At 67.9% G+C, this 23,643-nt stretch carries 25 protein-coding genes and 1 pseudogene; 11 read left to right on the forward strand and 15 right to left on the reverse strand.

Annotated features, from left to right (window positions below; all coding sequences use genetic code 11):
- Nucleotides 1-55: 55 nt before the first annotated feature.
- Both AB0383_RS16225 and AB0383_RS16230 read right to left on the reverse strand, forming a co-directional pair.
- Nucleotides 56-286, reverse strand: coding sequence for a hypothetical protein (locus AB0383_RS16225; protein WP_364171759.1), 231 nt, complete (start codon nt 284-286; stop codon nt 56-58).
- A 279-nt stretch (nt 287-565) separates the two neighbouring features.
- The gene (locus AB0383_RS16230) at nt 566-2,227 is read right to left on the reverse strand and encodes a thiamine pyrophosphate-dependent enzyme (protein WP_366187888.1); all 1,662 of its coding nucleotides are present in this window, start codon (nt 2,225-2,227) and stop codon (nt 566-568) included.
- Nucleotides 2,228-2,344: 117 nt separating this feature from the next.
- Between AB0383_RS16230 and AB0383_RS16235 the strand changes: the two genes are divergently transcribed.
- From AB0383_RS16235 to AB0383_RS16250, 4 genes are all read left to right on the forward strand, one after another.
- Nucleotides 2,345-3,625 (forward strand): hydroxyacid-oxoacid transhydrogenase, encoded by a 1,281-nt coding sequence (locus tag AB0383_RS16235; RefSeq protein WP_366187889.1) that lies wholly within the window; start codon nt 2,345-2,347, stop codon nt 3,623-3,625.
- The gene (locus AB0383_RS16240) at nt 3,619-4,032 is read left to right on the forward strand and encodes a thioesterase family protein (protein ID WP_364171761.1); all 414 of its coding nucleotides are present in this window, start codon (nt 3,619-3,621) and stop codon (nt 4,030-4,032) included. Before AB0383_RS16235 ends, AB0383_RS16240 begins: the two co-directional genes overlap by 7 nt.
- 88 nt (nt 4,033-4,120) lie before the next feature.
- On the forward strand, nt 4,121-4,744 hold the full coding sequence (locus AB0383_RS16245) for an isochorismatase family cysteine hydrolase (RefSeq protein WP_366187665.1): 624 nt from the start codon (nt 4,121-4,123) through the stop codon (nt 4,742-4,744).
- Between the two features lie 218 nt (nt 4,745-4,962).
- Nucleotides 4,963-6,177, forward strand: coding sequence for a cytochrome P450 (locus AB0383_RS16250; RefSeq protein WP_366187666.1), 1,215 nt, complete (start codon nt 4,963-4,965; stop codon nt 6,175-6,177).
- Here AB0383_RS16250 and AB0383_RS16255 read toward each other — a convergent pair whose 3' ends face one another.
- The 8 genes and pseudogenes from AB0383_RS16255 to AB0383_RS16290 form a co-directional block, all read right to left on the reverse strand.
- Nucleotides 6,178-7,428, reverse strand: coding sequence for a cytochrome P450 (locus AB0383_RS16255; protein WP_366187667.1), 1,251 nt, complete (start codon nt 7,426-7,428; stop codon nt 6,178-6,180).
- Nucleotides 7,425-7,955: an ATP/GTP-binding protein gene (locus AB0383_RS16260; RefSeq protein ID WP_364172009.1), complete on the reverse strand. Its 531-nt coding sequence runs from the start codon at nt 7,953-7,955 to the stop codon at nt 7,425-7,427. Before AB0383_RS16260 ends, AB0383_RS16255 begins: the two co-directional genes overlap by 4 nt.
- Before the next feature lie 52 nt (nt 7,956-8,007).
- Entirely contained in the window at nt 8,008-8,367 is a 360-nt protein-coding gene (locus AB0383_RS16265) for a DUF742 domain-containing protein (RefSeq protein ID WP_220245825.1), read from the reverse strand.
- On the reverse strand, nt 8,364-8,777 hold the full coding sequence (locus tag AB0383_RS16270; RefSeq protein ID WP_364171770.1) for a roadblock/LC7 domain-containing protein: 414 nt from the start codon (nt 8,775-8,777) through the stop codon (nt 8,364-8,366). Before AB0383_RS16270 ends, AB0383_RS16265 begins: the two co-directional genes overlap by 4 nt.
- A gap of 67 nt (nt 8,778-8,844) precedes the next feature.
- Complete coding sequence (locus AB0383_RS16275; RefSeq protein WP_366187668.1) at nt 8,845-10,296, reverse strand: ATP-binding protein; 1,452 nt, start codon at nt 10,294-10,296, stop codon at nt 8,845-8,847.
- Nucleotides 10,297-10,831: 535 nt separating this feature from the next.
- Nucleotides 10,832-11,611, reverse strand: coding sequence for a glycosyltransferase 87 family protein (locus tag AB0383_RS16280; protein ID WP_366187669.1), 780 nt, complete (start codon nt 11,609-11,611; stop codon nt 10,832-10,834).
- 98 nt (nt 11,612-11,709) lie between these two features.
- Nucleotides 11,710-12,009, reverse strand: a pseudogene (locus AB0383_RS16285) (hypothetical protein); the annotation flags it as partial.
- Nucleotides 12,010-12,158: 149 nt separating this feature from the next.
- Nucleotides 12,159-12,869, reverse strand: a complete 711-nt coding sequence (locus AB0383_RS16290; protein WP_366187670.1) for a LysR substrate-binding domain-containing protein — start codon at nt 12,867-12,869, stop codon at nt 12,159-12,161.
- Nucleotides 12,870-12,906: 37 nt separating this feature from the next.
- Here AB0383_RS16290 and AB0383_RS16295 point away from each other — a divergent pair, with 37 nt between their 5' ends.
- From AB0383_RS16295 to AB0383_RS16310, 4 genes are all read left to right on the forward strand, one after another.
- Nucleotides 12,907-13,278 (forward strand): DUF5997 family protein, encoded by a 372-nt coding sequence (locus AB0383_RS16295; protein WP_364171778.1) that lies wholly within the window; start codon nt 12,907-12,909, stop codon nt 13,276-13,278.
- Between the two features lie 126 nt (nt 13,279-13,404).
- Nucleotides 13,405-14,211 carry a metalloregulator ArsR/SmtB family transcription factor gene (locus AB0383_RS16300; RefSeq protein ID WP_364171780.1) on the forward strand — a complete coding sequence of 269 codons (807 nt, stop codon included), beginning with the start codon at nt 13,405-13,407 and terminating at the stop codon, nt 14,209-14,211.
- A complete protein-coding gene (locus AB0383_RS16305; RefSeq protein WP_366187671.1) occupies nt 14,208-14,795 on the forward strand; it encodes a dihydrofolate reductase family protein in 588 nt (195 codons plus the stop codon). Before AB0383_RS16300 ends, AB0383_RS16305 begins: the two co-directional genes overlap by 4 nt.
- A gap of 536 nt (nt 14,796-15,331) precedes the next feature.
- Entirely contained in the window at nt 15,332-16,396 is a 1,065-nt protein-coding gene (locus AB0383_RS16310; protein WP_366187672.1) for a hypothetical protein, read from the forward strand.
- A gap of 426 nt (nt 16,397-16,822) precedes the next feature.
- On the opposite strand, the gene AB0383_RS16315 is transcribed toward AB0383_RS16310, so the two are convergent.
- From AB0383_RS16315 to AB0383_RS16325, 3 genes are read right to left on the reverse strand one after another with little or no spacing between them, the layout of a single operon-like run.
- Entirely contained in the window at nt 16,823-18,550 is a 1,728-nt protein-coding gene (locus AB0383_RS16315) for a DUF2326 domain-containing protein (RefSeq protein WP_366187673.1), read from the reverse strand.
- A complete protein-coding gene (locus tag AB0383_RS16320; RefSeq protein ID WP_366187674.1) occupies nt 18,547-18,795 on the reverse strand; it encodes an ABC-three component system middle component 6 in 249 nt (82 codons plus the stop codon). Before AB0383_RS16320 ends, AB0383_RS16315 begins: the two co-directional genes overlap by 4 nt.
- A complete protein-coding gene (locus AB0383_RS16325; RefSeq protein ID WP_366187675.1) occupies nt 18,792-19,715 on the reverse strand; it encodes an ABC-three component system protein in 924 nt (307 codons plus the stop codon). Before AB0383_RS16325 ends, AB0383_RS16320 begins: the two co-directional genes overlap by 4 nt.
- 242 nt (nt 19,716-19,957) lie before the next feature.
- Here AB0383_RS16325 and AB0383_RS16330 point away from each other — a divergent pair, with 242 nt between their 5' ends.
- On the forward strand, nt 19,958-20,479 hold the full coding sequence (locus AB0383_RS16330) for a hypothetical protein (protein ID WP_366187676.1): 522 nt from the start codon (nt 19,958-19,960) through the stop codon (nt 20,477-20,479).
- 25 nt (nt 20,480-20,504) lie between these two features.
- Here the strand turns inward: AB0383_RS16330 and AB0383_RS16335 are convergent, their stop codons facing one another.
- Nucleotides 20,505-20,951, reverse strand: coding sequence for a hypothetical protein (locus AB0383_RS16335; protein ID WP_366187677.1), 447 nt, complete (start codon nt 20,949-20,951; stop codon nt 20,505-20,507).
- A 121-nt stretch (nt 20,952-21,072) separates the two neighbouring features.
- On the opposite strand from AB0383_RS16335, the gene AB0383_RS16340 reads away from it, so the two are divergent.
- Together AB0383_RS16340 and AB0383_RS16345 are read left to right on the forward strand one after the other, a co-directional pair.
- Nucleotides 21,073-21,213, forward strand: a complete 141-nt coding sequence (locus tag AB0383_RS16340; protein ID WP_366187678.1) for a hypothetical protein — start codon at nt 21,073-21,075, stop codon at nt 21,211-21,213.
- Nucleotides 21,214-21,314: 101 nt separating this feature from the next.
- A complete protein-coding gene (locus AB0383_RS16345) occupies nt 21,315-21,788 on the forward strand; it encodes a DUF3800 domain-containing protein (protein ID WP_366187679.1) in 474 nt (157 codons plus the stop codon).
- A gap of 443 nt (nt 21,789-22,231) precedes the next feature.
- On the opposite strand, the gene AB0383_RS16350 is transcribed toward AB0383_RS16345, so the two are convergent.
- Nucleotides 22,232-23,497, reverse strand: a complete 1,266-nt coding sequence (locus tag AB0383_RS16350; RefSeq protein WP_366187680.1) for an ATP-binding protein — start codon at nt 23,495-23,497, stop codon at nt 22,232-22,234.
- Between the last annotated feature and the right edge of the window lie 146 nt (nt 23,498-23,643).

The following is a 23,643-nucleotide window of genomic DNA, read 5'->3' on the forward strand; positions in this document are numbered from 1 at the left end:
AACCCGAGCCACCCGGACTCACCCTGGTGAACAGGCGTGAGCCAGGCCGGGTGAGCTATTCGCCACTCGCCGGACGCAGACCGCCGCCGAACGGCGAACGCCAGCCGGTGTCCTGGTCACCGACCACGACGGCCACGTCGTGGGCCTCCGCGACGGCGCTGAACAGCACCGGCACGACACCCGAGGTCTCGCGGACCTGCTCCGTCGCCGTGCGCGCCCCGGCGGCACGCGCCGCCGCGGTGCGGGCAGACGAACCACGCGAAACCGTGGTCTTTTCGTCGGCCATGTTGAAGCTCCCCTCGTTCCCACCCGCCTCCCAGCGGGCGATGCCGTGATGATGTCACCCGGCACCGACAGAAACCGGCCGTTCCCGTCCGGACCAGACCACTGAATCGGTAACCCTCGCACTGTGGAAGCGTGCGCGGCGCGTCCCGATGTGACTCTGCATGTGACTGCCGGATCCCGGTTCTCCCGCGAACCCCTGGGAACACCGTCAGGCTACCGGAGCCACCCCCCTGCGGCCACTGAACTTTCCCGGCGTTTCCCGTGGCGCGCCGGAGAAAAATCACTGCCCGGGTGATTGCGGGCGAACCGCGCTCAGCAAGGTGCTCAGGCGGACGTCGGGCGTTACGACATCCGGGTCCGTCCTCACATCGATCACACACGGACGCTGGCGCACCAACGCACTCGCGACGATCGCCTCGAGCTCTTCGCGATCGTCCACCGTGTACCCGGCGGCGCCGAGCCCGCGGGCCCACGACGCGAAGTCCGTGAGCGGGATGGTGACACCCGAGAGCCGGCCGTGCGCGCGGGCCTGGTGCATGGCCAATGCCCCGTGGACGCCGTTCTGAAACACGACCACCATCACGGGCGCGCGATAGCGGACGGCGGTCTCGATCTCCTGGCCCGTCATGAGCGTGCCGGCGTCGCCGACCATCGCGACGACGGCGCGGCGCGGTTCGGCGAGCTTGGCCGCGATGGCGGCGGGCACGGCGTAGCCCATGGCCGCGTTGCTCGGGCCGAGCTGGCTGCGCGGCGCGGTGAAGCACCAGTAGCGGTGCATGAACTGCGCGAAGTTGCCCGCGTCACTGGTCACGATCGTGTCCTCGGGCGCGAGCTTGCGCAGGGCGCGGATCACATCGACGGGGTGCACACGCGTGTTGCCGCTCGTGTCGGGCGGGGTCATGAAGGTGTGCACGGCGGCGTTGGCGGCCGACGCGCGGCGCGTGCGCGGGGTCGCGATCGAGCGCAGCTCGCGCAGGAACGGTTCGACCTCGGAGTCGACGCGGAAGGTGAGGCCGCGGCGGCGCTGCTCGTCGATGCCGGTGCCGACCAGCACGAGCGTCTGCTGCGACGTCGGGTAGCGGTAACCCTGGGTGGTCACCTCGTCGAGCTGGGTGCCGAGGGCGAGCACGAGGTCGGCGCGTTCGAGGGCGTCGAGCTGGCGCGCGGGGATGCCGAGGCCGAGGTGGCCGGCGTAGCGCGCGTGCGTCTCGGGGAAGGCGTCCTGGCGGCGGAAGGCGTTGTAGACGGGCAGGGCGAGCTCGTCGGCGACGGCGATCAGCTCGTCTCGCGCCGAGCGCGCGCGGCCGCCGACGATGACCACCGGGTAGCGGGCCTCGTCGACGAGCCCGGCGACGGCTTCGGCCGAACGGCCCAGCGTCCCGGTGACCGGCGGGCGCACCTTGGCCACCGGCTTGGCCGAGTCGTACGGGACTCCCCACGCGTCGCTGGGCACGCCGAGCACAACCGGTCCCGGACGGCCTTCGCGACAGCGCGTGAGCGCTTCGGCAAGCAGGCCCGGCACCGCGTCGGGGTCTTCGGCGCGTACGCACCACTTCGCGATGGACTCGAACATGGCCGTGAGGTCGGAGGTCGGCAGCTCACCGGTGATCGCGCGGTCGAGCGCCGGCGTCTCGAGGAGGACGACCATCGGCGTCTCGTCCTGGTAGGCCGTTTGCACGCCGATGGCGAGGTTCGCGGCGCCCGGACCACGGCTCGCGAGCAGCACGGCGGGGCGCTCGGTGAGCTTGCCCTCGGCTTCGGCCATGAACGCGGCGCCCGAATCGTGGCGCGCGGAGACGAGAGTCACTTCGCGCTCGCGCTGCAACGCGTCGAGCAGCTCCAGGAACGCTTCGCCGACGACCGCGTACACCCGGCGGACCTGGGCCTCGGTCAGGATGCGCACGGCCGTCTGGGCGACGGTCGCTCCTACTTGGTATCTAATGAGGAGAGCTTAGGGCGGCACGGTTCACCGCAGTCAAGTGATCTTCGGGGAATGACCGCGAAAATGGGACGAATGTCCGCTTTGACCGCCCGCTGGCAGGAAGCGAGGACCCAGGCCTTGACGTCCACCGAGCATGAAACCGTTTTCACCTATGGCGCGCCCGCGTTGAAGTACGGCACGGGATCCAGCGACGAGATCGGTTACGACCTCACGCAGTACGGCGTTCGCCGGGTACTCGTGGTCACGGATCCGACCGTCGCCGCGACGGGATGGCCGGCGCGGATCGCCTCGGGGATCGAGTCGTACGGGATCGCGACGGAAGTCTTCGACGGCGTCCACGTGGAGCCGACGGACGTGAGCATGCAGAAGGCCGTGGACTTCGCGCGCGGGAGCGGGCCGTACGACGCGTTCGTGGCCGTGGGTGGCGGGTCGAGCATCGACACCGCGAAGGCGGCGAACCTGCTGACGTCCAACGAGGGCTCGTTGATGGACTACGTCAACGCGCCGGTGGGCGGCGGGCGGGCGCCGGCGAACCCGTTGAAGCCGCTCGTGGCCGTGCCGACCACGACGGGGACCGGGTCGGAGAGCACGACGGTGTGTGTGCTCGATGTGTTGTCACTGCGGGTGAAGAGTGGGATCAGCCACCTGCGGCTGCGGCCGACGCTGGCGGTGGTGGACCCGCGGCTGACGGTGACGCAGCCGGCCGGGGTGACGGCCGCGTCCGGGATGGACATCCTCTGCCACGCGGCGGAGAGCTACACGGCGAAGCCGTACACGTCGTTCGACCGGAAGAAGCCCGAGCAGCGGGTGCCGTACTGCGGGTCCAACCCGTTGGCGGACATGTTCGCGGAGAAGTCGTTGTCATTGCTGTCGTGGGCGTTGCCCAGGGCGGTGCGCGACGGTTCGGACCTGGAGGCGCGCGAGGCGATGGCGCTGGCCGCGACGTTCGCGGGGCTGGGGTTCGGCAACGCCGGGGTGCACATCCCGCACGCGAACGCGTACCCGATCGCGGGGCAGGTGCGGGAGTTCCACCCGGACGGCTACCCGGGCGACGAGGCGATGGTGCCGCACGGGATGGCGGTGTCGCTGACAGCGCCCGAGGCGTTCCGGTTCACGTTCTCCGCCGCGCCGGAGCGGCACCTGCGGGTGGCACGGCTGCTGGCGCCGGACTTCGAGTGGGCCGGGGACTTCGAGGACCACCTGCCGGCGGTGCTGGTGAACCTGATGCGGGAGATCGGGATTCCCGCGGGAATCGGCGCGGTGGGGTATGCGGAGTCCGATGTGGACTCGTTGGTCTCCGGCACGGTGAAGCAGCAGCGGTTGCTGGCGACGGCGCCGCGGGAGGCTTCCGAGGAAGACTTGGCCGGGATCCTGCGGGCTTCGGTGCACCTGTGGTGAGTTACCCGTTCTGGCAGACGGTTCCGTTGCGGTGGAAGGACAACGACATCTACGGCCACGTGAACAACGTGGTGCACTACTCGTTGATGGACACGGTGATCAACACGTGGCTGATCGATCGCGGCGGGCTGGACATCGAAGCCGGCGAGGTGATCGGGCTGTGCGTGGAATCGCGGTGCCAGTACCACGCTTCGGTGTCGTTCCCGGGGTCGTTGCGGGTGGGGCTGCGGGTGGCGCACCTCGGGCGGTCGAGCGTGCGGTACGAGATCGGGATGTACACCGCCGCCGAGGTGCTGGTGGCGGAGGGGCAGTTCGTGCACGTGTTCGTGGACCGGGAGTCGCGGCGGCCGGTCGAGGTGACCGGGAAGCTGCGGGAAGCGCTGGCCGAACTGGTCACGGCCGATTGATTTCAGCCAGTGGAAACCCTCCTGGTGACCGCGTGGTCCAGCCGGTAGGTTTCCCGTCTCCCGAAGCGGCTCGACCAAGGTGGCGACTGTGCGATTCGACGAGGAAAAGCTGAACCCCGCCAAGGCAGCCGTCGTGGTGGTGGACGTGCAGAACGACTACTGCCATCCCGACGGCGCGTGCGCCCGGCGTGGCGAGGACGTGAGCGCGGCCAAGGAGATGGTTTCCCGGCTGCAGGCTCTACTGGCCGGCGCGCGGGCGCACGACGTGCCGGTCGTGTTCGTGCAGACGGCACACGAGAAAGCGACCGACTCGGCGGCGTTGACCGCGCGGTCCGGTGGCCGCTCCGGCGTGGTCTGCCGGGCGGGGACGTGGGGCGCGGAGTCGTTCGAGGTGGCGCCGCTGCCAGGGGAACCCGTCGTGCTGAAGCACCGGTACAGCGGGTTCGTGAACACCCGGCTGGATTCGGTGCTGCGCACGCTGAGGGCCGAGACGCTGGTGATGGCCGGCGTGAGCACGAACGTGTGCGTGGAATCGACCGCGCGGCACGGTTACATGCTCGATTACCACATCGCGTTCATGGGCGACTGCTGCGCGGCTTTCACGCAGGCCGAGCACGACGCCGCACTGGTGAACATCGACAAGTACTTCGGTGCGGTGATGGACGTCGATCAGCTGCTCGGCACGTGGGATTCGATCGCGCCGAGGGGCTGAGCGCCGGCTGGATCGGCACTTCCCGAGGCGGTAATCCCGCTGACCGGAAAAACTCTAGAGAGTGACGCGAGGTCCCTGATCACTACGCGCAGACACCGAACGAGGTTCGGCTGGTAATCCATCTGGATCAGTGGTCTGCTCCAATGGCCTTAATTTTCCCCGCACACGCAACGTCCGTCGATAACGTGGTTACTCCACCGCCCGAGCGAGGGAGCTCCATGACCACGGCACGTCACGCGCCGGACATCCTTTCCGCCGAATTCGCAGCCGACCCGTATTCCGCGTACGACATCATGTTGGAAGACGAGCCCATCGTCTGGCATGAAGGCATGCAGAGCTACATCGTTTCCCGCTACGACGACGTCGCCAGAGCGTTTCGGGAGCCCGTGTTCACCACGGACAACTACAGCTGGCAGCTGGAACCCGCGCACGGGCGCACGATCCTGCAGATGAGCGGGCGCGAGCACTCGATCCGGCGGGCGCTGGTGGTGCCGGCGTTCCGCGGCAACGAACTGGAGCAGAAGTTCCGGCCCGTGATCGAGCGTAACTCGCAGCAGCTGATCGACGGCTTCCGCGGCCGCGGCGAAGCCGACCTGGTGCAGGACTACGCGCGCCACTTCCCGATCAATGTGATCGTGGACATGCTTGGTCTGGACCAGAGCGACCACGAGCGGTTCCAGCGCTGGTACACCGCGATCATCGGCTTCCTCGGCAACCTCAGCCAGGACCCGGACGTGGCCGCGGCCGGCGTGCGCACGCGCGAGGAGCTGGCGGAGTACCTGATCCCGATCATCCGGGCCCGCCGCGAAAACCTCGGCGACGACCTGCTTTCCACGCTGTGCTCGGCCGAGGTCGACGGCACGCGGATGAGCGACGAGGACATCAAGGCGTTCTGCAGCCTGCTGCTCGCCGCCGGTGGGGAGACCACCGACAAGGCGATCGCCAGTGTGTTCAAGAACCTGCTGGAAAACCCGGCGCAGCTCGAAGCCGTGCAAGCCGACCACGGGCTGATCCCGAAGGCGTTCGCAGAGACGCTGCGCTACACGCCGCCGGTGCACATGATCATGCGCCAGCCCGCCGAGGACATCGAGATCGCGGGCGAGCGCGTGCCGGCCGGCAGCACCGTGACCTGCCTGATCGGTGCGGCCAACCGCGACCCGCGTCGGTTCGAGAACCCGAACGAGTTCGACATCTTCCGCACGGACCTGCCGACGGAGACCGCGTTCTCGGCGGCCGCGAACCACCTGTCGTTCGCGCTGGGCCGCCACTTCTGCGTCGGCGCGCTGCTGGCGAAGACGGAGATCGAGGTCGGCGTGGCTCAGCTGCTCGACGCGATGCCGAACGTGCGGCTCGCCGACGACGCGGACACCCACGAAGCGGGGGTGTTCACGCGTGGGCCGTCGGCGTTGCCGGTGCGGTTCAGCGCCAACTGATCAGCCCCAGCTGGCGGCGTGGCTCGCGACGTAAGTCGGCGTGAACGTGACGGGCAGCGACTCCAGCCCGCGCATCCACATCGACCGCTGCCACTTCAAGGCCTCGTCCGGCACCGAAAGCGACAGGTCGGGCAGCCGGTCGAGCAGCACCTCGACGGTCGTGCGGGCGATGACCTCCGCGACCTCGGGCGCGGGGTGCGGGCAGCCGTGCTCGCCGTGGCCGAACGACATGTGCGCGTGGTTCCCGACGGCGCCGCCGGCGAGGTCGGGGCGCACGTGCGGGTCGGCGTTCGCGGCGGCGAGACCGAGCACGAGCAGGTCGCCGGTGCGGATGCGGCGGCCGCCGAGCTGCGTGTCACGCGTGGCGAAGCGGCCGATGAAGTTCTGGGTGGGCGTGTCGTGCCAGAGGACCTCGTTGAGGGCCTCGCCGACACTGCCGCGGCCGCCCGAGAGCGTCATCGCGAAGCGGTCGTCGGTGAGCATCAGCCGGATGGTGTTGCCGATCCAGTTGGCCGTCGGCTGCTGCGCGGCGGCCGTGACCACCAGCAGGTCCTGCACGATCTCGGCGTCGGTGAGCCCCGCGGGGTTGTGGGCCATGTGCGAAGGAACGTCGTGGCCGGGCTGGCGGTGCTTGAGCGCCAGCAGCCGGCCCATGGCCTCCTGCACGCGCCCGTACGCCGGGATCGCGTCGGGGCCGACGTCGAGAGAGATCGCGACGTCGCGCACCAGCGCCGGAGTCTCGGCCTCGGGCATGCCGTACATCTTCGCGATGGCCAGCAAGGGAATCTGCATCGCGAACTGCGTGATGAGGTCGGCCTCGCCGGTGCCGGCGAACGTGTCGATCAGCCGGTCGGCGATCTGCTCGCAGTGCGCACCCAGGTCGAACTGGTCCACTGCGGACAGTGCGTCGCCGATCGCGCCGGCGCGGCGGCGGTGTTCCAAAGCCTCGGTGAACATCACCGACGGGTTGTGCGCCACGTAGGGCAGCAGCGGCCAGTCGGCCGGCACGTTCTCCCACTGGTTCCAGCGGCGCGTGTCGCGGGCGAACAGCTGGGAATCGCTGGTGACCTGGTGCAGCTCGCGGTAGCCGCAGACCAGCCACGCGGGGACGTCGCCGTCGAGCAGCACCGGGGCGACACCGCCGTACTCCTGGCGGATCCGGCCGTAGAGGGTGGCCGGATCCTCCTGGAACTGCGCGCCGTAGAGCTTGACGAAGTCCTCTGTGGACACTTCAGGCCGGTGTTCGGTCACGGCTGGTTCTCCCGGGCGGTGGACAACGAGTAGAGGTGGTCGACGAGCGAGATCAGCACCTGCTTCGACGAGTCGCGGCGGCGCGCGTCGCAGTCGATCAGGGGCACGTCGGGTGAGAGGTCGAGCGCGTCGCGGACCTGGCCGAGATCATGGGCCGGCGGCTCGAAGTTGTTGCGCGCCACGATGAACGGCGTGCCGTGATGCTCGAGCCGGTCGATCGCGTACCACGAGTCGGCCAGGCGCCGGGTGTCGACGAGGACCACCGCGCCGAGCGTGCCGGAGAACAGCCGGTCCCACAGGAACCAGAAACGCTCCTGGCCGGGCGCGCCGAACAAGTACAGCACCATGCGCTCGTCAAGGCTGATGCGGCCGAAGTCGAACGCGACCGTGGTCGTGGTTTTCCCTTGCAGGCCCTGGTCGATGCCGACGCCGGCCTGCGTCATCGTCTCCTCGGTGCTCAGCGGCCGGATCTCGCTGACCGACCGGACCATCGTGGTCTTGCCGACGCCGAAGCCCCCGACGATCACGATCTTCAGCCCGTCGGCTGCCGTGGCGGCCAGCGGAGCGCGATTGGTGCGTTCAGAGATTGCGGAGTCCAACGAGCACCTTCTTGAGGAATTCGGAGTCGGGGATGGACGCGCGCTGCAGCGCCGAAGAGGGGTGACGGGCCGAGACCTTGCCGCTGTCGAGCAGATCCGTGACCAGGATCTTCACGACGCTCACCGGCAGCGAGAGCTCCGAGGAGAGCTCGACGACCGACGTCGGGTGCAGGGCGATCCGCAGAATCCTCACGTGCTCGGACTGCATCCCGGCCGACGGCGCCGACTCGGCGACGATGATCGTGACGAGGTCGAGCTCGAGGTCTTCCGTGCGGCTGCGCCCGCCGGTGAGCGTGTAGAGGCGGTCGGGGTCCTCTTCCTCGACAGCGCGGCGGATCATGCCGTCGGACCGGCCTGCGCGTAGCGCGGAGCGGCGGTCAGGAACGAGCCGATCTGCTCGACCAGCTCGTCCATGTTGTGGCCGATCAGGCCGACGTCGGCGTCTTCGGCCGCGATCACCGCGAGGTGCGCGCCGATGCCGGCCTCGACGATGAACAGGATGCCGCCGTGGAACTCGGTCATCGAGTTGCGAATGCCGCCGCTGCCGTCACCGAACTCGGCCGACGCGCCGTGCGAGAGCGCCTGCACGCCGGCGGCGATCGCGGCCAGCTGGTCGGCCTTGTCGGCGGTGAGGCCGGCGGTGTGGCAGAGCTTGAGGCCGTCCTTCGACAGCACCAGCGCGTGGACGGCTCCCGGCGTGTTGCCGACGAGGTTCTCCAGGAGCCATTCGAGGTTCGAGTTCTGGGTCATCGAGGATCCGGGGGCGGAAAACGCGCGCCCCCTCACTCCAATCTGGGGGTTCCGGTGCGGCAGGGACTCAGTCGTTGTCATCGGCGTCCGCCTGCGACTCGGCCGGACTGGCGGCGACCCTGCGGGTGCGGCTCTGCTGGAAGGCCCCGAACCGGGCGCCGCTGTCGCCGTGGCTGCGGTTGGTGGGCCGCGGGCCGGGGCTCGGCGCCAGCTGGCGCGACGCGGCAAGTGTCTGCCCGCGCGGGCGCTTCGGCAGGCCGCCCGACTCGCTGAGCACCGGTTCCAGCGTGCCGCGCGTGGACTCGCGTTCTTCGGCGCGCACGGCGCTGACCACCGCTTCGCGGCGCGGCTGGGCGTCGGAGAGGGGGTCCGTGAACGGGTCGGTGCGCGGCTGCGTGATCAGGTGGTTGGGGATGCGCAGGACCACGCCGGTGCCGCCGCGCGAGGACGGGCGGAAGAACACGTGCAGCTGGTGCTTGCGGGCGAGCTGGCCGACGACGGCGAGGCCGAGGCGCGTGCCGGAGATCGTGGTGAGGTCGAGCTTTTCGTTCTGCGCCACGGCGATCTCGGCTCGCGTGAGCGCCTGCGGCTTCATGCCGAGGCCACCGTCTTCGATGGTGATCACGGCGCCGTTGTGGAGGTCTTCGACGTAGACGTGGACCTCTTCCGACGGCGCGGAGAACTTGGTGGCGTTGTCCATCAGCTCGGCCAGCGCGTGCATCACGTCTTCGGCGGCGTACCCGGCGATGGCGCTGCCGCTGGTGGAGTGGATGCGCACCCGCGTGTACGCGCCGATGCGGCCCATGGCGCCGCGCAGGATGCTCTCCATGCGGATCGGCTTCGCCCAGCGGCGGCCCGAGCGCGCGCCCGTGAGCACCGCGATGGAGTCGGCGAGGCGGCCGGCCTGGGCGGTGCTGTGGTCGACCTTGAGGACCTCGCCGAGCATGTCCTCGGGGCAGTGGTTCTCCATCTCGCGCAGGTCGGCGAGGATGCTGGTGGACAGCGCCTGCACGCGGCCGGCGGCGTTCGCGCACGCGGCCGTGGCGGCGGCGCGGCGGCGCTCACCCTGGGCGACCTCGTCGATGAACAGGCGCATGATCCGGTTCTGGAACGGGTCTTCCGGCAGCTGCGTGGAGTTGTAGATGTCGGCGGCGCTCGTGCCGTCGCGCAGACGGTTGACCACGGCCGGAAGGGTCTGGTCGACCATCATGGAGAGCTCGAGGTTGACGGCCGTCATCTGCCGGGTCTCGACCTGCGCCCGGTGCTCGGCGTGGCGGGCACGCTCCTCGGCGCCGGTGAGCGCCGACGACCCGCGCGTGGCGAGGTAGACGGCGACGACGAGGGCGACCCAGGTGACGGCCGCGACGACCGCGACGAGCACCCGGCTCTGCTCGGGCACCTCCAACGTCACCCACGCCCACAGCGCACCGGCGACGACCGCCGTCACCGGGACCGCGACCGCGGCCGGGACGGCGCGCCCGCGCTGCTGCGCGTGGCGGGCGGGCAGTTGTTCCGACATGGCTTCAAGTCCTCGCGTCCGGTTGGTGGCAGGCCGTGCGCCGGGTTGGTGGTCTCGCTCGTTGATCTGGCTCGTTGTTCGGGCTCTTCGCTGGTTCACGGCTTTCGGCGAAGCGCGGTTTTCGCTTCCCGCCGGTGGCGCCGCTCCCCCATGTCTGGATGGCGGGACCCGGATATTAGCGCCATCACATCCGGGCTGCGAGCACCAGTGCCCTGGCGGGGTGCTAATAGGGCTCCGCGCCAGGGGTTTGACGAGGGATTTCCGGCGGATCGCCACTCTTCGCGTTTCCCGATGTGACGCTGCGTGTGATCACGGCGCGCCGCGGGGACCTTTCGCGCGGGCGGGCGTTGCGCGTGGCAATTCCCCCGAACAGAGCAGTGCGTTCAGCAACTCAGCCCTAGGGGGCTCGCGGCGGGGTGACCGATTGTTTGGCGCAGTCACTCGACGGGGAGATGAATTGTTGTGTTTTGGCGATCGCGATTATGAATTCTGTTCGATGAGTGGGGAAATGCGTCCGGTGGCGCGTGGATGGGCCTCAGCGGGCGGCGAGTGCCGGTTCTTCGAGGCGCACCGAGGCCGGTTGCGTGACGACCAGCAGCCAGGTGAGGAAGCCGAGGGCGAGCAGGAGGTAGGAGTCGCCGACGACGTGCTGCCAGGGCGTCCACGCGAGTTCGCGCATGTCGCTGTTCGGCAGGAAGGCGTGGGGCGCGGCGATGAACACGCCCGCGCCGGCGGCGAGGGCCGCGCCTTGGCGGGTGGTACGGACACGGGTGGCCAGGATGACCAGCGCGGGGGCGAGCGAAACCCAGTGGTGGGACCAGGAAATCGGTGAGAGGACGAGGACGGCCGTCGCGTTGACCACGAAGGCGAGCGGCGGGTCCACTCGGCGCATCACGACCACGGCGGCCGCGATGACGAAGGCGGAGATGCCCAGCCACAGCACGTGGTACGGCAGCGGCGGCAGGTTGAGGCGGTGGAGCGCGCCTTCGATGGTCTGGTTGGTGGCGTAGGGCGAGCCGCTGAGGCCGGCCGCCCCGGTGAGGCCGCCGCCGAAGAAGTACTTCGCGGAGGCGGCCGGGGCGACGAGGAAACCGAGGCCGGTGGCCGCGGCGCCGGCTTTCAGGGCGTTGCGGGCGGAGCGGAAGTCCTTGGTGAGCAAGAAGAACAGCAGGAAGCCCGCCGGGGTGACCTTGATGGCGGCCGCGATGCCGACGCCGATGCCGCGGGGCCAGCGCGGGTGGGGCATGAGGATGTCGACGGCGACGAGGGCCATGAGGACGAGGTTGATCTGTCCGAAGGAGAGCGTGGAGCGCACGGGCTCGAAGGCCAGCGCGGCGACGGTGAGCGCGGTGGAGGGAGCGCGGCCCGCCAGGTCGGCTTCAGGCGGCGGACGGTCGCGTAGAGGGTGACCCAGAGGGCGGCGAGGGAGACGAGGTCCATCAGCACGGCCGAGACGGCGAGCGGTGGGAGCGTCATGACCGCGAAGACGACGGCCGCGAACGGTGGGTAGATGAAGGGCAGGGGGAAACCGGAGGTGGTGGCGGGCAACTGGCCGTAGAGGTCGCCGCCGTTTAGGACGGCGTCGGCGCCGAAGCGGTAGACCTGCAGGTCGACGGGACCGAAGCTGCCGACGATGGCGAGCACTCCCCCGACGATCACCGTCGCGGCCGCGGCGAAGAGCAGTTTTCGCTTGGTCGGTTGTTCTTGCAGCATGTCCCCAGCCACCTCGTGCTCCGGTGTGCTTGATCCGGAGTCCGAGCCTGCTGGGAACGGCGTTTTTGTTGATCATCTGGACGGCCGGGGCGGGCTGGCCGTTCGGCTGGGGTTCGGGGGTGAGGTTCGGCCGAATGGCCGAGGTGGGGTCAGCCGCGGCGGCGGGGTTTGCCGCGCTTAGGGGGATGCTGGGGTTTCTTGGGGCTCTTGGTTTTCGGCTGGGCCTTGGCTTTGGGCTTCGGTTCCGGCGCCTTGCCGCGGGTGCTGTTGACCGTGCGGCCGCGGACGATGCCGATGAACTGTTCCATCAGGTCGGTGGTCTCGTCTTCGAGCCAGGACAGCGCGACCTGGGATTCCGGAACGTCCGCGAGAGGCCGGTAGGTGAGGTCGCGGCGGTGGTGCAACCGGGCGAGCGACTGCGGCACCACGAGCAGCCCGACGCCGGTGGCGACGAGCTCGATCGCGTCGGCGGTCGTGTCCGGCCGGTGTTCGGCGAGTTTGCCGGGCGGGTGGGGCCAGCCGAGGGTGTCGTCGTGGGGGTGGAGGAAGAGCTCGTCGGCGAGGTCCGGGAGCGTGACCTCGTCGGCGGCCGCGACGACGTGGTCCTTCGGCACGACGACCACGGTGGTCTCGATGTAGAGCGGGATCGCGTGCAGCCCGGTGCGGTCGATGGGCAGGCGGAGCAGCGCGGCGTCGACTTCGCGCTCGTGGATCTTCGCGGTGGCTTCGCGCGGGTCGATCGTGCTGAGGACCAGCGGCACTCGCGGCAGGCGCTCTTGCCAGGTGCGGACCCACTTGCCGGGCGTCACGCCCGGGACGTAGCCGAGCGTGAACGAGGGCGGTGCGTCCGGGCCGGTCACGCAGGCCAGGTTACCGACGGTGGTTACCCTGGGCCCCATGACCTCGCGCAAGACCCCTCAGACGATGAAGCCCGCCACCGCCGCGAAGAAGCTCGGCGTGTACCTGGAGGCGACCCCCTCGTCGTTCCAGGAGGGCGCCGTGTCGCGCGACGAGCTCAACACCCTGCAGACCGACCCGCCCGAATGGCTCCGCGACCTGCGGCGCAACGGCCCCCACCCGCGTCCGGTGGTGGCGGCGAAGCTGGGGATCTCCATCGGCGGCCTGTCGCGGGCGGGCTTGACCGAGCCGCTGACGACGGCGGAGATCGAGGAGATCAAGGCCGCGGGGCCGGAGTGGCTGGAGCGAGAGCGGGCCACGCAGGCCGAGGTGCGCCGGGAGGCTGCGAAGGTGAAGGGGTCGGAAGGCTGATCCTGGGCCTGATCGATCTCGGGGCTTCTGCCGGCTGATCCAATTTTCTTGGTTGACTCGCAGGTCAGAGGATTGTTCCCTTATATTCCTTGACAAGAATATTCTGGTCGGGGAATACTTCTCCTCATGAACGAGATCGCAGCGGCGCTGGGTGACGGGGCGCGGTGGCGCATCGTCGAGTTGCTGGCGGGGCGGCCGAGGTCCGTGGGGGAGCTTGCGGAGCTCGCGGGGCTGCGCCAGCCGCAGACGACGAAGCACCTGCAGGCGCTCGCGAAGGTCGGGGTGGTGTCCGTGACGCCGCTCGGGCAGAGGCGGGTGTACGCGATCGACGCCGTGCCGTTGAGAGCGTTCGCGGATCGGCTGGAGATCATCCTCGACAAGGTCGAGGCGCACGCCGGCGACCGGGACGTGCTGGAGCGGTACCAGGCGGCCGTCGAGACCGAGACGGCGGCCGCGGATCGGGAAGGATGGGCGGACGGGCGGGAGTTCTCGTTCGAGCGCCTGGTGCCCGCGCCGCCGGACGTGGTGTGGCGGTACTGGGTGGAGCCGGAGAAGCTGGCCGACTGGTGGGCGCCGCCGGCGTTCTCGGTGGTGGAGGTCGTGCTCGACCCGCACCCGCACGGCGAGGCGGTGGTCGAGTTCCGCGACGCCGAGGCCAGCTACCGGTCCGAGGGCCACGTGCAGGCAGCCACCGAGAACGAGCGGCTCGTGTTCGACCTGGCCGTGCTGGGCGAAGCGTCGTTCACGACCGAGTACGACCTGGAACTCGACGAAGTCGCCGAAGGCACCCACCTGAGGCTCGGGCTGCGCATCACCGACACGACCGTCGAGGCGGCGCCGCACATCGCCGGCATCGCGACCGGCTGGGGCCAGGTCCTCGACAACCTCATGGACACCATCAAGATCGACACCACCAAGGGGGCACAGAAATGACCCGCACGGTTTCCGCCAACATCAGCATCACTCTCGACGGCCGCTACCACGGCCCGGGCGGCCCCGACGACCTCGCCGCGATCGTCCCGTACGCCATGACGGAGGTCGCCCGCAACCACCTCGCCCGACTCCACGACGGTGCCACCACGGCCGTCCTCGGCCGCGTCAACGCCGAAGGCTTCCTGGGCTTCTGGCCGACCGTCATCGACAACGAGGACGCCGACCCCCGCGACCGCGGCTACGCGAAGTGGCTGGTGGACACGGAAAAGGTCGTCCTGTCGACCACGCTCACCGAGGCGCCGTGGACCCACGCGCGCATCGCCAACGCCCCCGCGGCCGACGTGATCACCGACCTGAAGGCCAGCGGCGAGGGCGACATTCTGGTCAACAACAGCACCACCGTGATCAAGGCGCTGCTGCAAGCCGACCTCCTGGACCGCCTCTACCTCATGATCACCCCCGAAATCGCGGGCGGCGGCGAGCGCCTCTTCGACGACGGCCTGCCCGCCACGAAGTGGCAGCTGTCCCTGCACGAAACCGGCGACCTCGGCGAGATGGCGATGGTCTACGACCGGGCCCGGTGAGCCCTTGTCCATTGTGGAATCCCCGGCCGGGTCCGGCCCCACCGGCGAGGTGACGAGGATCAAGGCCCACCCTGCTGGTGACACGGCGGGCGCCCGCTAAACTGAGCCCGCGGGCCGCTAGCTCAGTTGGTAGAGCAGGAGACTTTTAATCCCCGGGTTTGCCGTGTCAAAGAGTGTCACATAGTGATGCCCAGGGTTGATCTGTGCAGGTCAGGCGGCAATTTTCGCGGGCGTTAATGCCGGGCAGTGTCGCGGCGTATCGGGTGCTCTGTGAGCAACGGAGCCCAATCGGAGACCGACATCGGCCCGCACGCGTCCCCCAGACGCCAGCTCAAATATGCCGCGCAACCCCGTGCTAGCATTCGGCCCGCGTCGAGCGCACGCTGCGTCGGAACCGTCATCGCCCGGCAACACGACGGTGCCCCACGGAACGGCTGAACAGCCAAGGCTGCTCGCGTTCACTCATTCGTGGTGTCGCAGTCGTAAGTCGACCGACCTTGGTTCGCCGCGCCGGGCAGGCAGAACGAGGTGTTGTTGTGTCTTGGGAAATCGATCTCGTCGAGCGCCGCCGCACACGGACAGGTGAGTCGTTCCAAAAGGCCAAGGATCAGCTGATTGCTGGGGCATCCGGATTGTCCGCAGACGAACGATCCGATCTTCGCACGCTCGCGACGGCGACGATGATGCCGGCGCCTTTCGGGCCCGAGGTTGACGTTCCCCCGGCGGTACGCAATGCCGCGCTTCCTGACGCAGCCACGAACGCTCAGATCGAGCTCGAGTCAGGCGTCCTTGATGCTGTCACCCGAGCGGTCAACCACCTGCACACCCACCCCGAGGGAGGGCTGACACGGCCGGCCGTGGTGCTGCAGTCGGTCACACCGCTGCGCGACCGACTGCAGATCCGTGTCGATCCAATCGCTGTCGCACCGCTACTGTACGAGATCTTGCCCTCCGAATTCGAGGGGGAGGTGTCAGGAGTCAAGGGCCTACGGGTCCGGCTGCACAGGCGATCGATGGAACTCTTCCTGATCGATTTCCCGGACGCTGTCGTCGAGCTTGTCGGAACGGCCCGGCAAGCATGGCATGCGGCCGAGGCATACCGGGCTGTGCGCAATCGAGACGAGTTGGCTACCGACGTGCGCCTGTACCGTGCGGCGCCGGACACGCTGACGCAGGTCGAGACACAGGCACTCGATTCCTACGGCCGGGCGTTCGGCCCCGCCGAGGTCGCGAGCGGACTCCTTCGGCGCATCGCCTTGCTGCGCGACGCGCTGTGGATCCGGACCTGGCCGACCGGGTGCGCTCACTTCAACGTGGAATGGCCGGGCGACAACCCTCGCCGTTCTGAGGCCGCACTCGCCCTCGCCGATCCGCTGTTCGGATTACCTGGCGCCGAAATCGAGACCCAAGCGATGATGCAGATCCCAGCACGCCGTGTTTCGTGCGGCCACGGCGACCAGTGCAACACCCATCATCTCCGGTTCCGATTCACGGAGTTGCCAGACTCCAACCAGTCGGGTTCGGCTCTCTCTGCACTCCAGGCCTATGCCCGGCCCGAGTGGGACGCCTGGCAGCGGGCCTTGGGCAAGAGCACCGAGTAGCTGTGTGAGCCGTCCGTCGCGAACCGCCGGGCCGATCGGTGCCAAGTTTTTTCGTCAGTGGTTACCGCGAGCTCGAGCTCCCCTCGACTTGTCGGGCGACTTAAGTTGACCTACATGAACGGAATCTTCAGCCCGATCAGTACCGCCGCTCGTGCCGAGACGACCAACAGCCTCGAGGAACTACGAGGTAGGTCATAGCGGCGCCGCCAGATCGAGCGTCACGGCTGGTGGCCGGACGAGGTCAGAATAGTGGGTTCGATTGCTGCCATACCTCAGTTCATCGCGCTGACTTACCGACCGGGCGCTGCGGCCAAGGAGCCGACCTCCGCGCCGGTCTAGCGGTCCATCGAGAAGGGCGTCACCAGCGATGGCTCGCGGCCACGCGCTCCTGCAACTTGAAGGCGGCATCTGACCTCTGGGCGGGAGCTAGAACCGCAGCCCGAAGAGGCCGCCGTCCTCACCGTGGTCGGTCAGGCGTTCGGGTAAGACGAAGTCTTCGAGGACGCGGCCGTCGAGGAGATCTTTCGGAGTCTCGTCACTGTTCAGAGTGACGATGTATTGGAAGCCCTCCGCTGCGGCGTACTCGGCGCCCAGTTGCAGAGCCGAGGCTCGTTGGCGTTCGTCGACACCATCGAACAGGTGACTGTCGTGGACGAGGAAACCGGGGCCGCGCCCCCTACGGGTCCACAGGGTGACCAAGTCGAGGTCGAAGCAGTACACCTGCATGTTGGTGATGCCTTTGCTGCGCCCGCGGGGGATGGTTGCACTGATCTCGGGCCCGTTGTCGGTAGCGTTGACAACCAGGCGGCCGTGTTGCTGGTCGGCGTAGAGGCGTTGGGACAGGCGCTCGAAGATCACGAACGCCGGACGTAGGACCTGTTGGCGTTCAGCCAGGTCGCGAGTGAGGGCGGCGGCGAGCCGTTGCCGTTCGAGCCTGAGTTCGCCTTGCTCCGATTCGAGTGCGACAGCGTTGTTGTAGCGGTGACGGAGCTGTTCGACGCGAACCTGGCGCTTGGCGACGTCGCGCTGCAGTTCGAGCAGGGTTTCGGCGGCGCCGCCGCTCGCGAGCAGGCGCAAGCCGTCCGAGCGCTGCTCGGCGAGGCGGTCACGCTCGGTGGTGTTGGCGGCTAGGCCGGCGGTAATGCGGCGGATCTCAGCGTCGAGGTATTGGCGCCGGTTGGCGATGACGGAGTCGTGGAACGCCTGCACGTCGTCGTAGGCAGCCAGCGCGACGTCGGGGAGCTGAACGTTGGCGGCGGCATAGAGCTCGGCTAGCCCGGTGGGGCGGGTGGTCTGGACTTCGCTGAGATTGCCCTCCAGCTGGGCTAGGTAGTCACGGTCGGAGATGATCTGGTTGTTCAATGCGCGGATCCGCTGTCCAAGGCGGGTGGCCTCGGCCTCCACGACGGTGTAGGTCGGGATGACAGTGAAGTCGGCGACGGATGCGGTCAACGTGGTCAACTCGTCCTCGGCCACAGCGAGTTCGCTGGCCAGCTCGCCGGAGTTACCCACGATGTCGCTCAGGGCACCACCCTGGGCGGCCTTGCGGAGAGTCTCCATCTGCTTTTCGCGTTCTCGAACCCGCTGCCAGGCACGGGCTAGTTCGACGTCCAGACCGAGCAAAAAAGATAGGTTGACTTGGATGTCCCACGTCATCTGCTGATTGAAATGCTTGGTCGGGGTCTGGAACCCGCCTGCCGACTGCCTGCGCAGGAAGTAGCTGATGCAGGAGCGGACGGAGGGGACCCAGTCACCCTCTTCGGTGAGGCCGAATAGCTCTGTGGCGAGTCGCCGTTTCCACTGCTCGTTGGAGATGATCTCCTCGTCAGCCACTGCTCCGTCATCAGTGAACGTGGTGACGGTGACCTTGCCAGGTGTGGCACCTTCCCGTTGCACCCGGACCAGCTGGTCGCCCAGGTCGAACGTCATAGCGAACCAGTGCTCGTCCAAGGGCTGCTGCCGAAACATGCTCTTGGTATCGGCCTTACCGCCAAGCAGGTGGTGCAGGATTTCGATCAGGCTGCTCTTGCCGCTGCCGTTGCGAGTGTCGGTCTGGGTGGACTTGTCGGTGCGGTCAGCGAGCACGACATTCAGGCCCTGGGTGAAGCGCAGGGTCTTGAATTTGGGCAGGCTGCTGGTGACTTCGTGGATCACCGCTTGTCCGCCTTGGCGAGCAGGCCGTCCCGCAGTCGAACGGTACCCAGGGCACGTAGCAGGTCCAGGGCGAGGATGAACCAGTCGAAGGTGATGGTGGCGTCCTGTCCTTCGCGCTCACGGCGTCCGGCCAGGGCCTCCCAAGCTGCGCTGACGGTGGTGGGTTCGTCAAGGTCGGCGAGGATCTGTCCGCCCAGGTAAAGCAGGGATCGCTCGGGGCGCACGCCCTTGGTAGGGGTGATCATGCTGCCGTTCCCGTCCAGCCGACAGGCGGATTGCCGAAGATATCGCAGGACTCGAACAGGTAGGCCAACAGTGCGAGCGAGGCCGTGGCCTCGCGTGAGCCTTCGGCGTTGGCCGCCACGCGCGCGTAGAGGGCATGGAAAGCCTCGTCCCCGGCGTTGCCGTGGCGCTGAAGGTTGAGCCACTCGACCTTCATCAGCATCCCGGCGCGGTCGCGAAGGGTGGGGTCGGGATTGTTGTCGAAGTAACCCTCGACCATGCCTGCTTGAGCGATGCCAGCGGTGATGAGCCGGCGGGGGTATTCGGAGAGCTGGTTGTAGTCCAGCTTGCGTGGATCCACGACCGGCAGGTCGGCCGCGTCGGGTGTCCAAGAAATGCTTTCCAGGGCAAGCCCGGCGACGGCTTCGGCGATGTCGCCCCGATCAAGGATGCGCATCTCCTGCTCACGCGGCGGATGTCCGAACACCCGCACGAGACGGTCCTCGGATAGGTCAGCGGTCATCTCCAGCAGGTGGGTGGGCGGCCACTGTTCGATGACTAGGTCGGGGTGGTCGGTCTTGAGCTTCAGCAGCGCCTGTGCCACATCGGCGGGCAGCCCGTCGTGCTGGTTATGCACGAACGTCCACGACCGCATCATGCTCCACTGCGCCTTGGCACCGGTGAAATCCTCGTCGACCTTGTTCACCCACGAGGACAACTTGACCACGGTCGGCGCGTAGACCTGGAACACTGTGTCGTCGGACTGCAGATAACCGTCGCACTTGCGGTCCCCGGTGTTCCCGGCGGGGCGGACCCGGATGAAGTCTGGGCCGTGGACAGCCTCCATCACGTCGTTGAAGTGGTCCTGGAAGGCGGTGGCTTTGTGCTTGTGCAGCGCCAACTCTGCCTGTGAACGGAACCAGACGTAAGCAAGCCGGTCCACGCGACCACCACTTCCTCCCCGTGGACGTCGCCTGACAACCGTCCCTGATCAGCGCCATTCTGCCAGGCCAGACACCTAGAGTCGTCGCGACTCGACGAGCCCGCGTCATCGACAAGATCGGATAAGGCTCGCCGACTGTTACGGACCGCGCCGCGCTCTGGCACGCTGGCGCCGCCGCGACCACCCGCACCGAGCACCTGCCCAGCCTCGCGATCGGGCACAACGCCCCAGCGTGACCCGGAATGACCGCGGTCGAACTCGCCGCAGCAGACCTCTGGGGCACCGGCATCACCCCCGGCCAGCACCCAGCCGCGTTCATCCGCGCCCACCTCGACAAGCTCGGCGCGATCCCCGCCGCCCAACTGCTCGACATCCCCGACGGCACCCGGATCAAAGTCGGCGGCGCCGTCACCCACCGCCAACGCCCCGCCACCGCCGGCGGAATCACCTTCCTCAACCTCGAAGACGAAACCGGCCTCGTCAACATCATCGTGTCACCCGGCCTCTGGAAGATTGCCCGCCAGCGATGGCTGGCCAGCCCCAGCGCTGCTCGTGCGCGGCATCGCCCAAGTCGGACAAGGCACCGTATCCCTCGTCGCCGACCACGTCACCCCACTCGACCTCAAGAACCTCGCGAGCGGTTCGCGGGACTTCCGATGAACGCACGGCCCCCTGGGTCCTCATGTAGGGGTCTCGCGGCTGATGTCGCAATCTCACGAGCGATGTCGTACTCATGTCGTGTGCTACATCGCGGTGAGATTTGACCAGGCTCAACTTGTCTCGCCCGGCTCAATAACGGCCACTGGCAATCCCAGAGTCACGGGTCAAGAGGTCGAGGATGCCGAATCGTTGGTCGCGCCAGATCGTGCGAGAACGCGCTTCGGGGTATCCGGAGACAGTGGGCGCGGTGTCGTAGACGCGGGTGGCGCGTCTGTGCGGTTCGTAGCGTGCCCAGCCGGGGTCTCCCGTGGCGGCGAAGGACAGGTGCTCGGACCGGATCAGCTCCGAAAGCCGCCGAGCCTGCGCCATGACGTCCGGCCCGGCTTCGGTGAGCCCGGTGTCGATGTGGGTGGTGCCGATGTGGGTGGTGCCGAACACGAGCAGGGCGTCCAGACCATGGGAAGCACCGGCCGGTCCGAATCTCCAGCGAAGCTCGTAGAGCCACACCTGAGCCCCTCCTGCATGTGCTGCCTCGGCGAGGTGGAGGGTGGGCATCCGGAACAGCCAGTCCGACAAAGCCGCTCCTCAGGGCCGCACCTCGAGTAACGCGCGTGGGGATAGCACTGCCATGGCGGAGTTTCCGCTGGTGTAAGGGCCAGCGACACTGTTCGGCGCTTCAGTCGGATTTACTAGGCGCATGGCTCACTTGGTGTACATCGACGAGACGGGCTCGGTTGGGAAAGGCGCTAAGAAGCAGGCGCTGCTGACGCTGGCCGCTGTGCTCGTCCACGAGGACAAGGTCCAGCCCCTCGCGGAGGCGTTTCGCGAGGTGGCGTGAAAGCACCTGGGGTGGCTGCACGCCGAATTCGAGCTTCACGGGAACGAGATCTGGAACGGCAGTGGCCATTGGGATTCCCGGACGCCAGGGAGTTGATCGCCGTGTACGAGGACGCGATCGCGGTCCTCAACGATCTCGACATCGGCGTGTCCTACGCCAGCATCCACAAGGAGCGCCTGCACAACCGGTACCAGGGAAGCGCCGACGAGAACGCCTACCTCCTGGCCTTGCAGTTCCTGCTCGAAAAGGTCGACAAAACCGCAGGGAAGAAGATCCTCATCGCGGACGAGCAAAAGGAGCATCAGCTGCGAGCGGTGAAGATGGTCGCTGATCTCCAGGAATGGGGAGGAGGTCAAGTTCCCGGGACCAAGCTCAAGTCCATCATCGACTCCATGCACTTCGTGAGTTCGCACACGAGTCATGGGGTGCAACTGGCTGACCTCGTGGCCTATGCGCTGCAGCGTAAGTGGAACGCTTGGGACAGCCATCCGGAGGCCAAAGCGGCAATCGACAGGATTTCTGCCGTGATCTCCGAGCGCACCCTCACCTGGCGGGCGACCTGGCCAACCTACTGATCATCGCGAGGGCTGAGGAGTTGTGGGGCCAGGTGATCACGCCACTAGGGCCCCGCCGACCGGATCACGCCGGGAGGCTCAGCGTGTCCGTCCGCACGGCGGCCAGCGGTCACTGTGCTGTGCGTGTGTCGTGGTTGGGCGGCGGAGACCGCCGACGCGCGGCTGAGCGTGCGGGCTCGGAACGGACCGCGTTGTGGGAGGTGGCGCTCACGGCAGGACGTGACTTGCTTCCCACTGTGGCGGTGCTGGTTTGCAGTAGCGATGATCCGATGCTGGTCGGCTTGGCCCCGATCCTGACGCCGGAGAACCGCGACGCGCGCGACCAGGCAGCACGGCGCCGCTCTGAGACTGGACCGTAGCCTCGTCCAAACGGCGTAATTCTCGGTAGCAGCAGCTCCCGTGGTCTGGACAGGACTGAAGCCGATCTACGCGGCGACGCTGGGTCACTCGTTCTGCACGTCACACGCGAAATTGGCAGCGAAGTCTTGCTCGGCTCCCAGGGCTCGCACGAACTTGTACATCAGCCTGCCGACCACAGGCCCTGGAGCTTCCTGCAGCTCGCCTGTGCCGGCCGAGGTCCCTTGCACGTACCGATCGGCGCTGTACCGCAGAAGCTGGTGAGGGTCCCTCACGGTGTTGAGAGTCTTGCTGTCGACCAAGCCATTGAGGTTGGTCAACCCGACGGCGATCTCCCACTGCCCGCGGTAACCGAACCTCGTCCCCACCGCACCAGCCAGGGTGACCAGAGCCCGCACCAATCCGACAGCCTGTGCGGTATGGACGTAGCTTTGCCGAACATCGCGCGTGAAACCGATCGCGGTTTCGCCCACCAACGCTGATGCGAACAACGCGATGTTGCCGTTGTCGGAGACTTCTAGGTCAGCCTGGATGCGCTTCTTGCCGACGGCATCCGGCGAGAGGATGCGGGAGTGCAGGTCGTAGGTGTGCCAGCCGCGCCCGGCCGCCCGGGGTTCGTTGTACGCAGTCAAGGGACCCAGCCAATTACCTGCGTAAGGCGTTGCTGCGGCCTGGGTGACCAAGAGCTGCAACTCCTCGCCCATCAGGTGTGGGGTCAGCAGTTCGGGTGGGCTGGCGATCGGGTGGGCGACCGCGTAGAGGCGAACGTCCTCATCGCGTTCGTCTGCGATGGGGTCGCGGGCGATCTCGGCGGCGATCAGCTGCTCGGCGGTGACCTGCCGGGCCGCGCGGACCGCGAACAAGCGCTCCACAGCCCGATCGTCCAGGCGGTGCTTGGTCTTGTCGCCGCGGCCGTGGTACTGGCCATCAACCATGTGTGGCGCCAACGGGCTCGGCGGGATCTCCACCACCAGGTAGCCGTTCTCCGCATCTTCCGGGGACGCCGGGATCGGATGGCACTGCACGAACAACGGCGGATCGCAGCGCTCATGCAGGACCTGCTCGATGGTCTCGGCCAAGCCGGCCAGCCGTGTCGGCACCAACGTGAGCTTCCCTGTCGGCTTGTCCTCCAGGACTCCGATCACGTAGACGCCGCCGTCGTTGGCGAACGACGCTGCGTCGCGGGCGAGTTCCACCTTGTCGTGCTTGTCATGGTTGAGCTTGAGTTTGACGTCGAGCCAATGCCGTTCTTCCAGCGCGCCGTTGTCGATGGCGTTCTGGATGTCTGCGGCGGTGGTCGGTTGCCATCGCTGGATCGCGGGTCCCAGGTAAAGCTGTGGTGGCTGACTCATCGCCCCATCTTCCTCGCGCCTGCGACCGACCGAGGCCAGCCACGCGGGTCGGCAACGCGGCGACAACACCGCAGGGCGGCAAATCACCCCTTACGATGATCACGCGGGCCCGGCGCGCCCCCCTCCCCTTTGGACGCGCCGGACTC

The organism is Amycolatopsis sp. NPDC051373 (genome assembly GCF_040689465.1).
Taxonomy (GTDB): domain Bacteria; phylum Actinomycetota; class Actinomycetes; order Mycobacteriales; family Pseudonocardiaceae; genus Amycolatopsis.

What these genes read in the sequence shown, in the direction of transcription:
- AB0383_RS16225 (WP_364171759.1), bottom strand. Translation starts at nt 286, where the DNA reads ATGGCCGACGAAAAGACCACGGTTTCGCGTGGTTCGTCTGCCCGCACC.
- AB0383_RS16340 (WP_366187678.1), top strand. Translation starts at nt 21,073, where the DNA reads ATGGCTCACTTGGTGTACATCGACGAGACGGGCTCGGTTGGGAAAGGC.
- AB0383_RS16295 (WP_364171778.1), top strand. Translation starts at nt 12,907, where the DNA reads ATGACCTCGCGCAAGACCCCTCAGACGATGAAGCCCGCCACCGCCGCG.
- AB0383_RS16300 (WP_364171780.1), top strand. Translation starts at nt 13,405, where the DNA reads ATGAACGAGATCGCAGCGGCGCTGGGTGACGGGGCGCGGTGGCGCATC.
- AB0383_RS16250 (WP_366187666.1), top strand. Translation starts at nt 4,963, where the DNA reads ATGACCACGGCACGTCACGCGCCGGACATCCTTTCCGCCGAATTCGCA.
- AB0383_RS16275 (WP_366187668.1), bottom strand. Translation starts at nt 10,296, where the DNA reads ATGTCGGAACAACTGCCCGCCCGCCACGCGCAGCAGCGCGGGCGCGCC.
- AB0383_RS16305 (WP_366187671.1), top strand. Translation starts at nt 14,208, where the DNA reads ATGACCCGCACGGTTTCCGCCAACATCAGCATCACTCTCGACGGCCGC.
- AB0383_RS16265 (WP_220245825.1), bottom strand. Translation starts at nt 8,367, where the DNA reads ATGATCCGCCGCGCTGTCGAGGAAGAGGACCCCGACCGCCTCTACACG.
- AB0383_RS16330 (WP_366187676.1), top strand. Translation starts at nt 19,958, where the DNA reads ATGACCGCGGTCGAACTCGCCGCAGCAGACCTCTGGGGCACCGGCATC.
- AB0383_RS16350 (WP_366187680.1), bottom strand. Translation starts at nt 23,497, where the DNA reads ATGAGTCAGCCACCACAGCTTTACCTGGGACCCGCGATCCAGCGATGG.
- AB0383_RS16270 (WP_364171770.1), bottom strand. Translation starts at nt 8,777, where the DNA reads ATGACCCAGAACTCGAACCTCGAATGGCTCCTGGAGAACCTCGTCGGC.
- AB0383_RS16320 (WP_366187674.1), bottom strand. Translation starts at nt 18,795, where the DNA reads ATGATCACCCCTACCAAGGGCGTGCGCCCCGAGCGATCCCTGCTTTAC.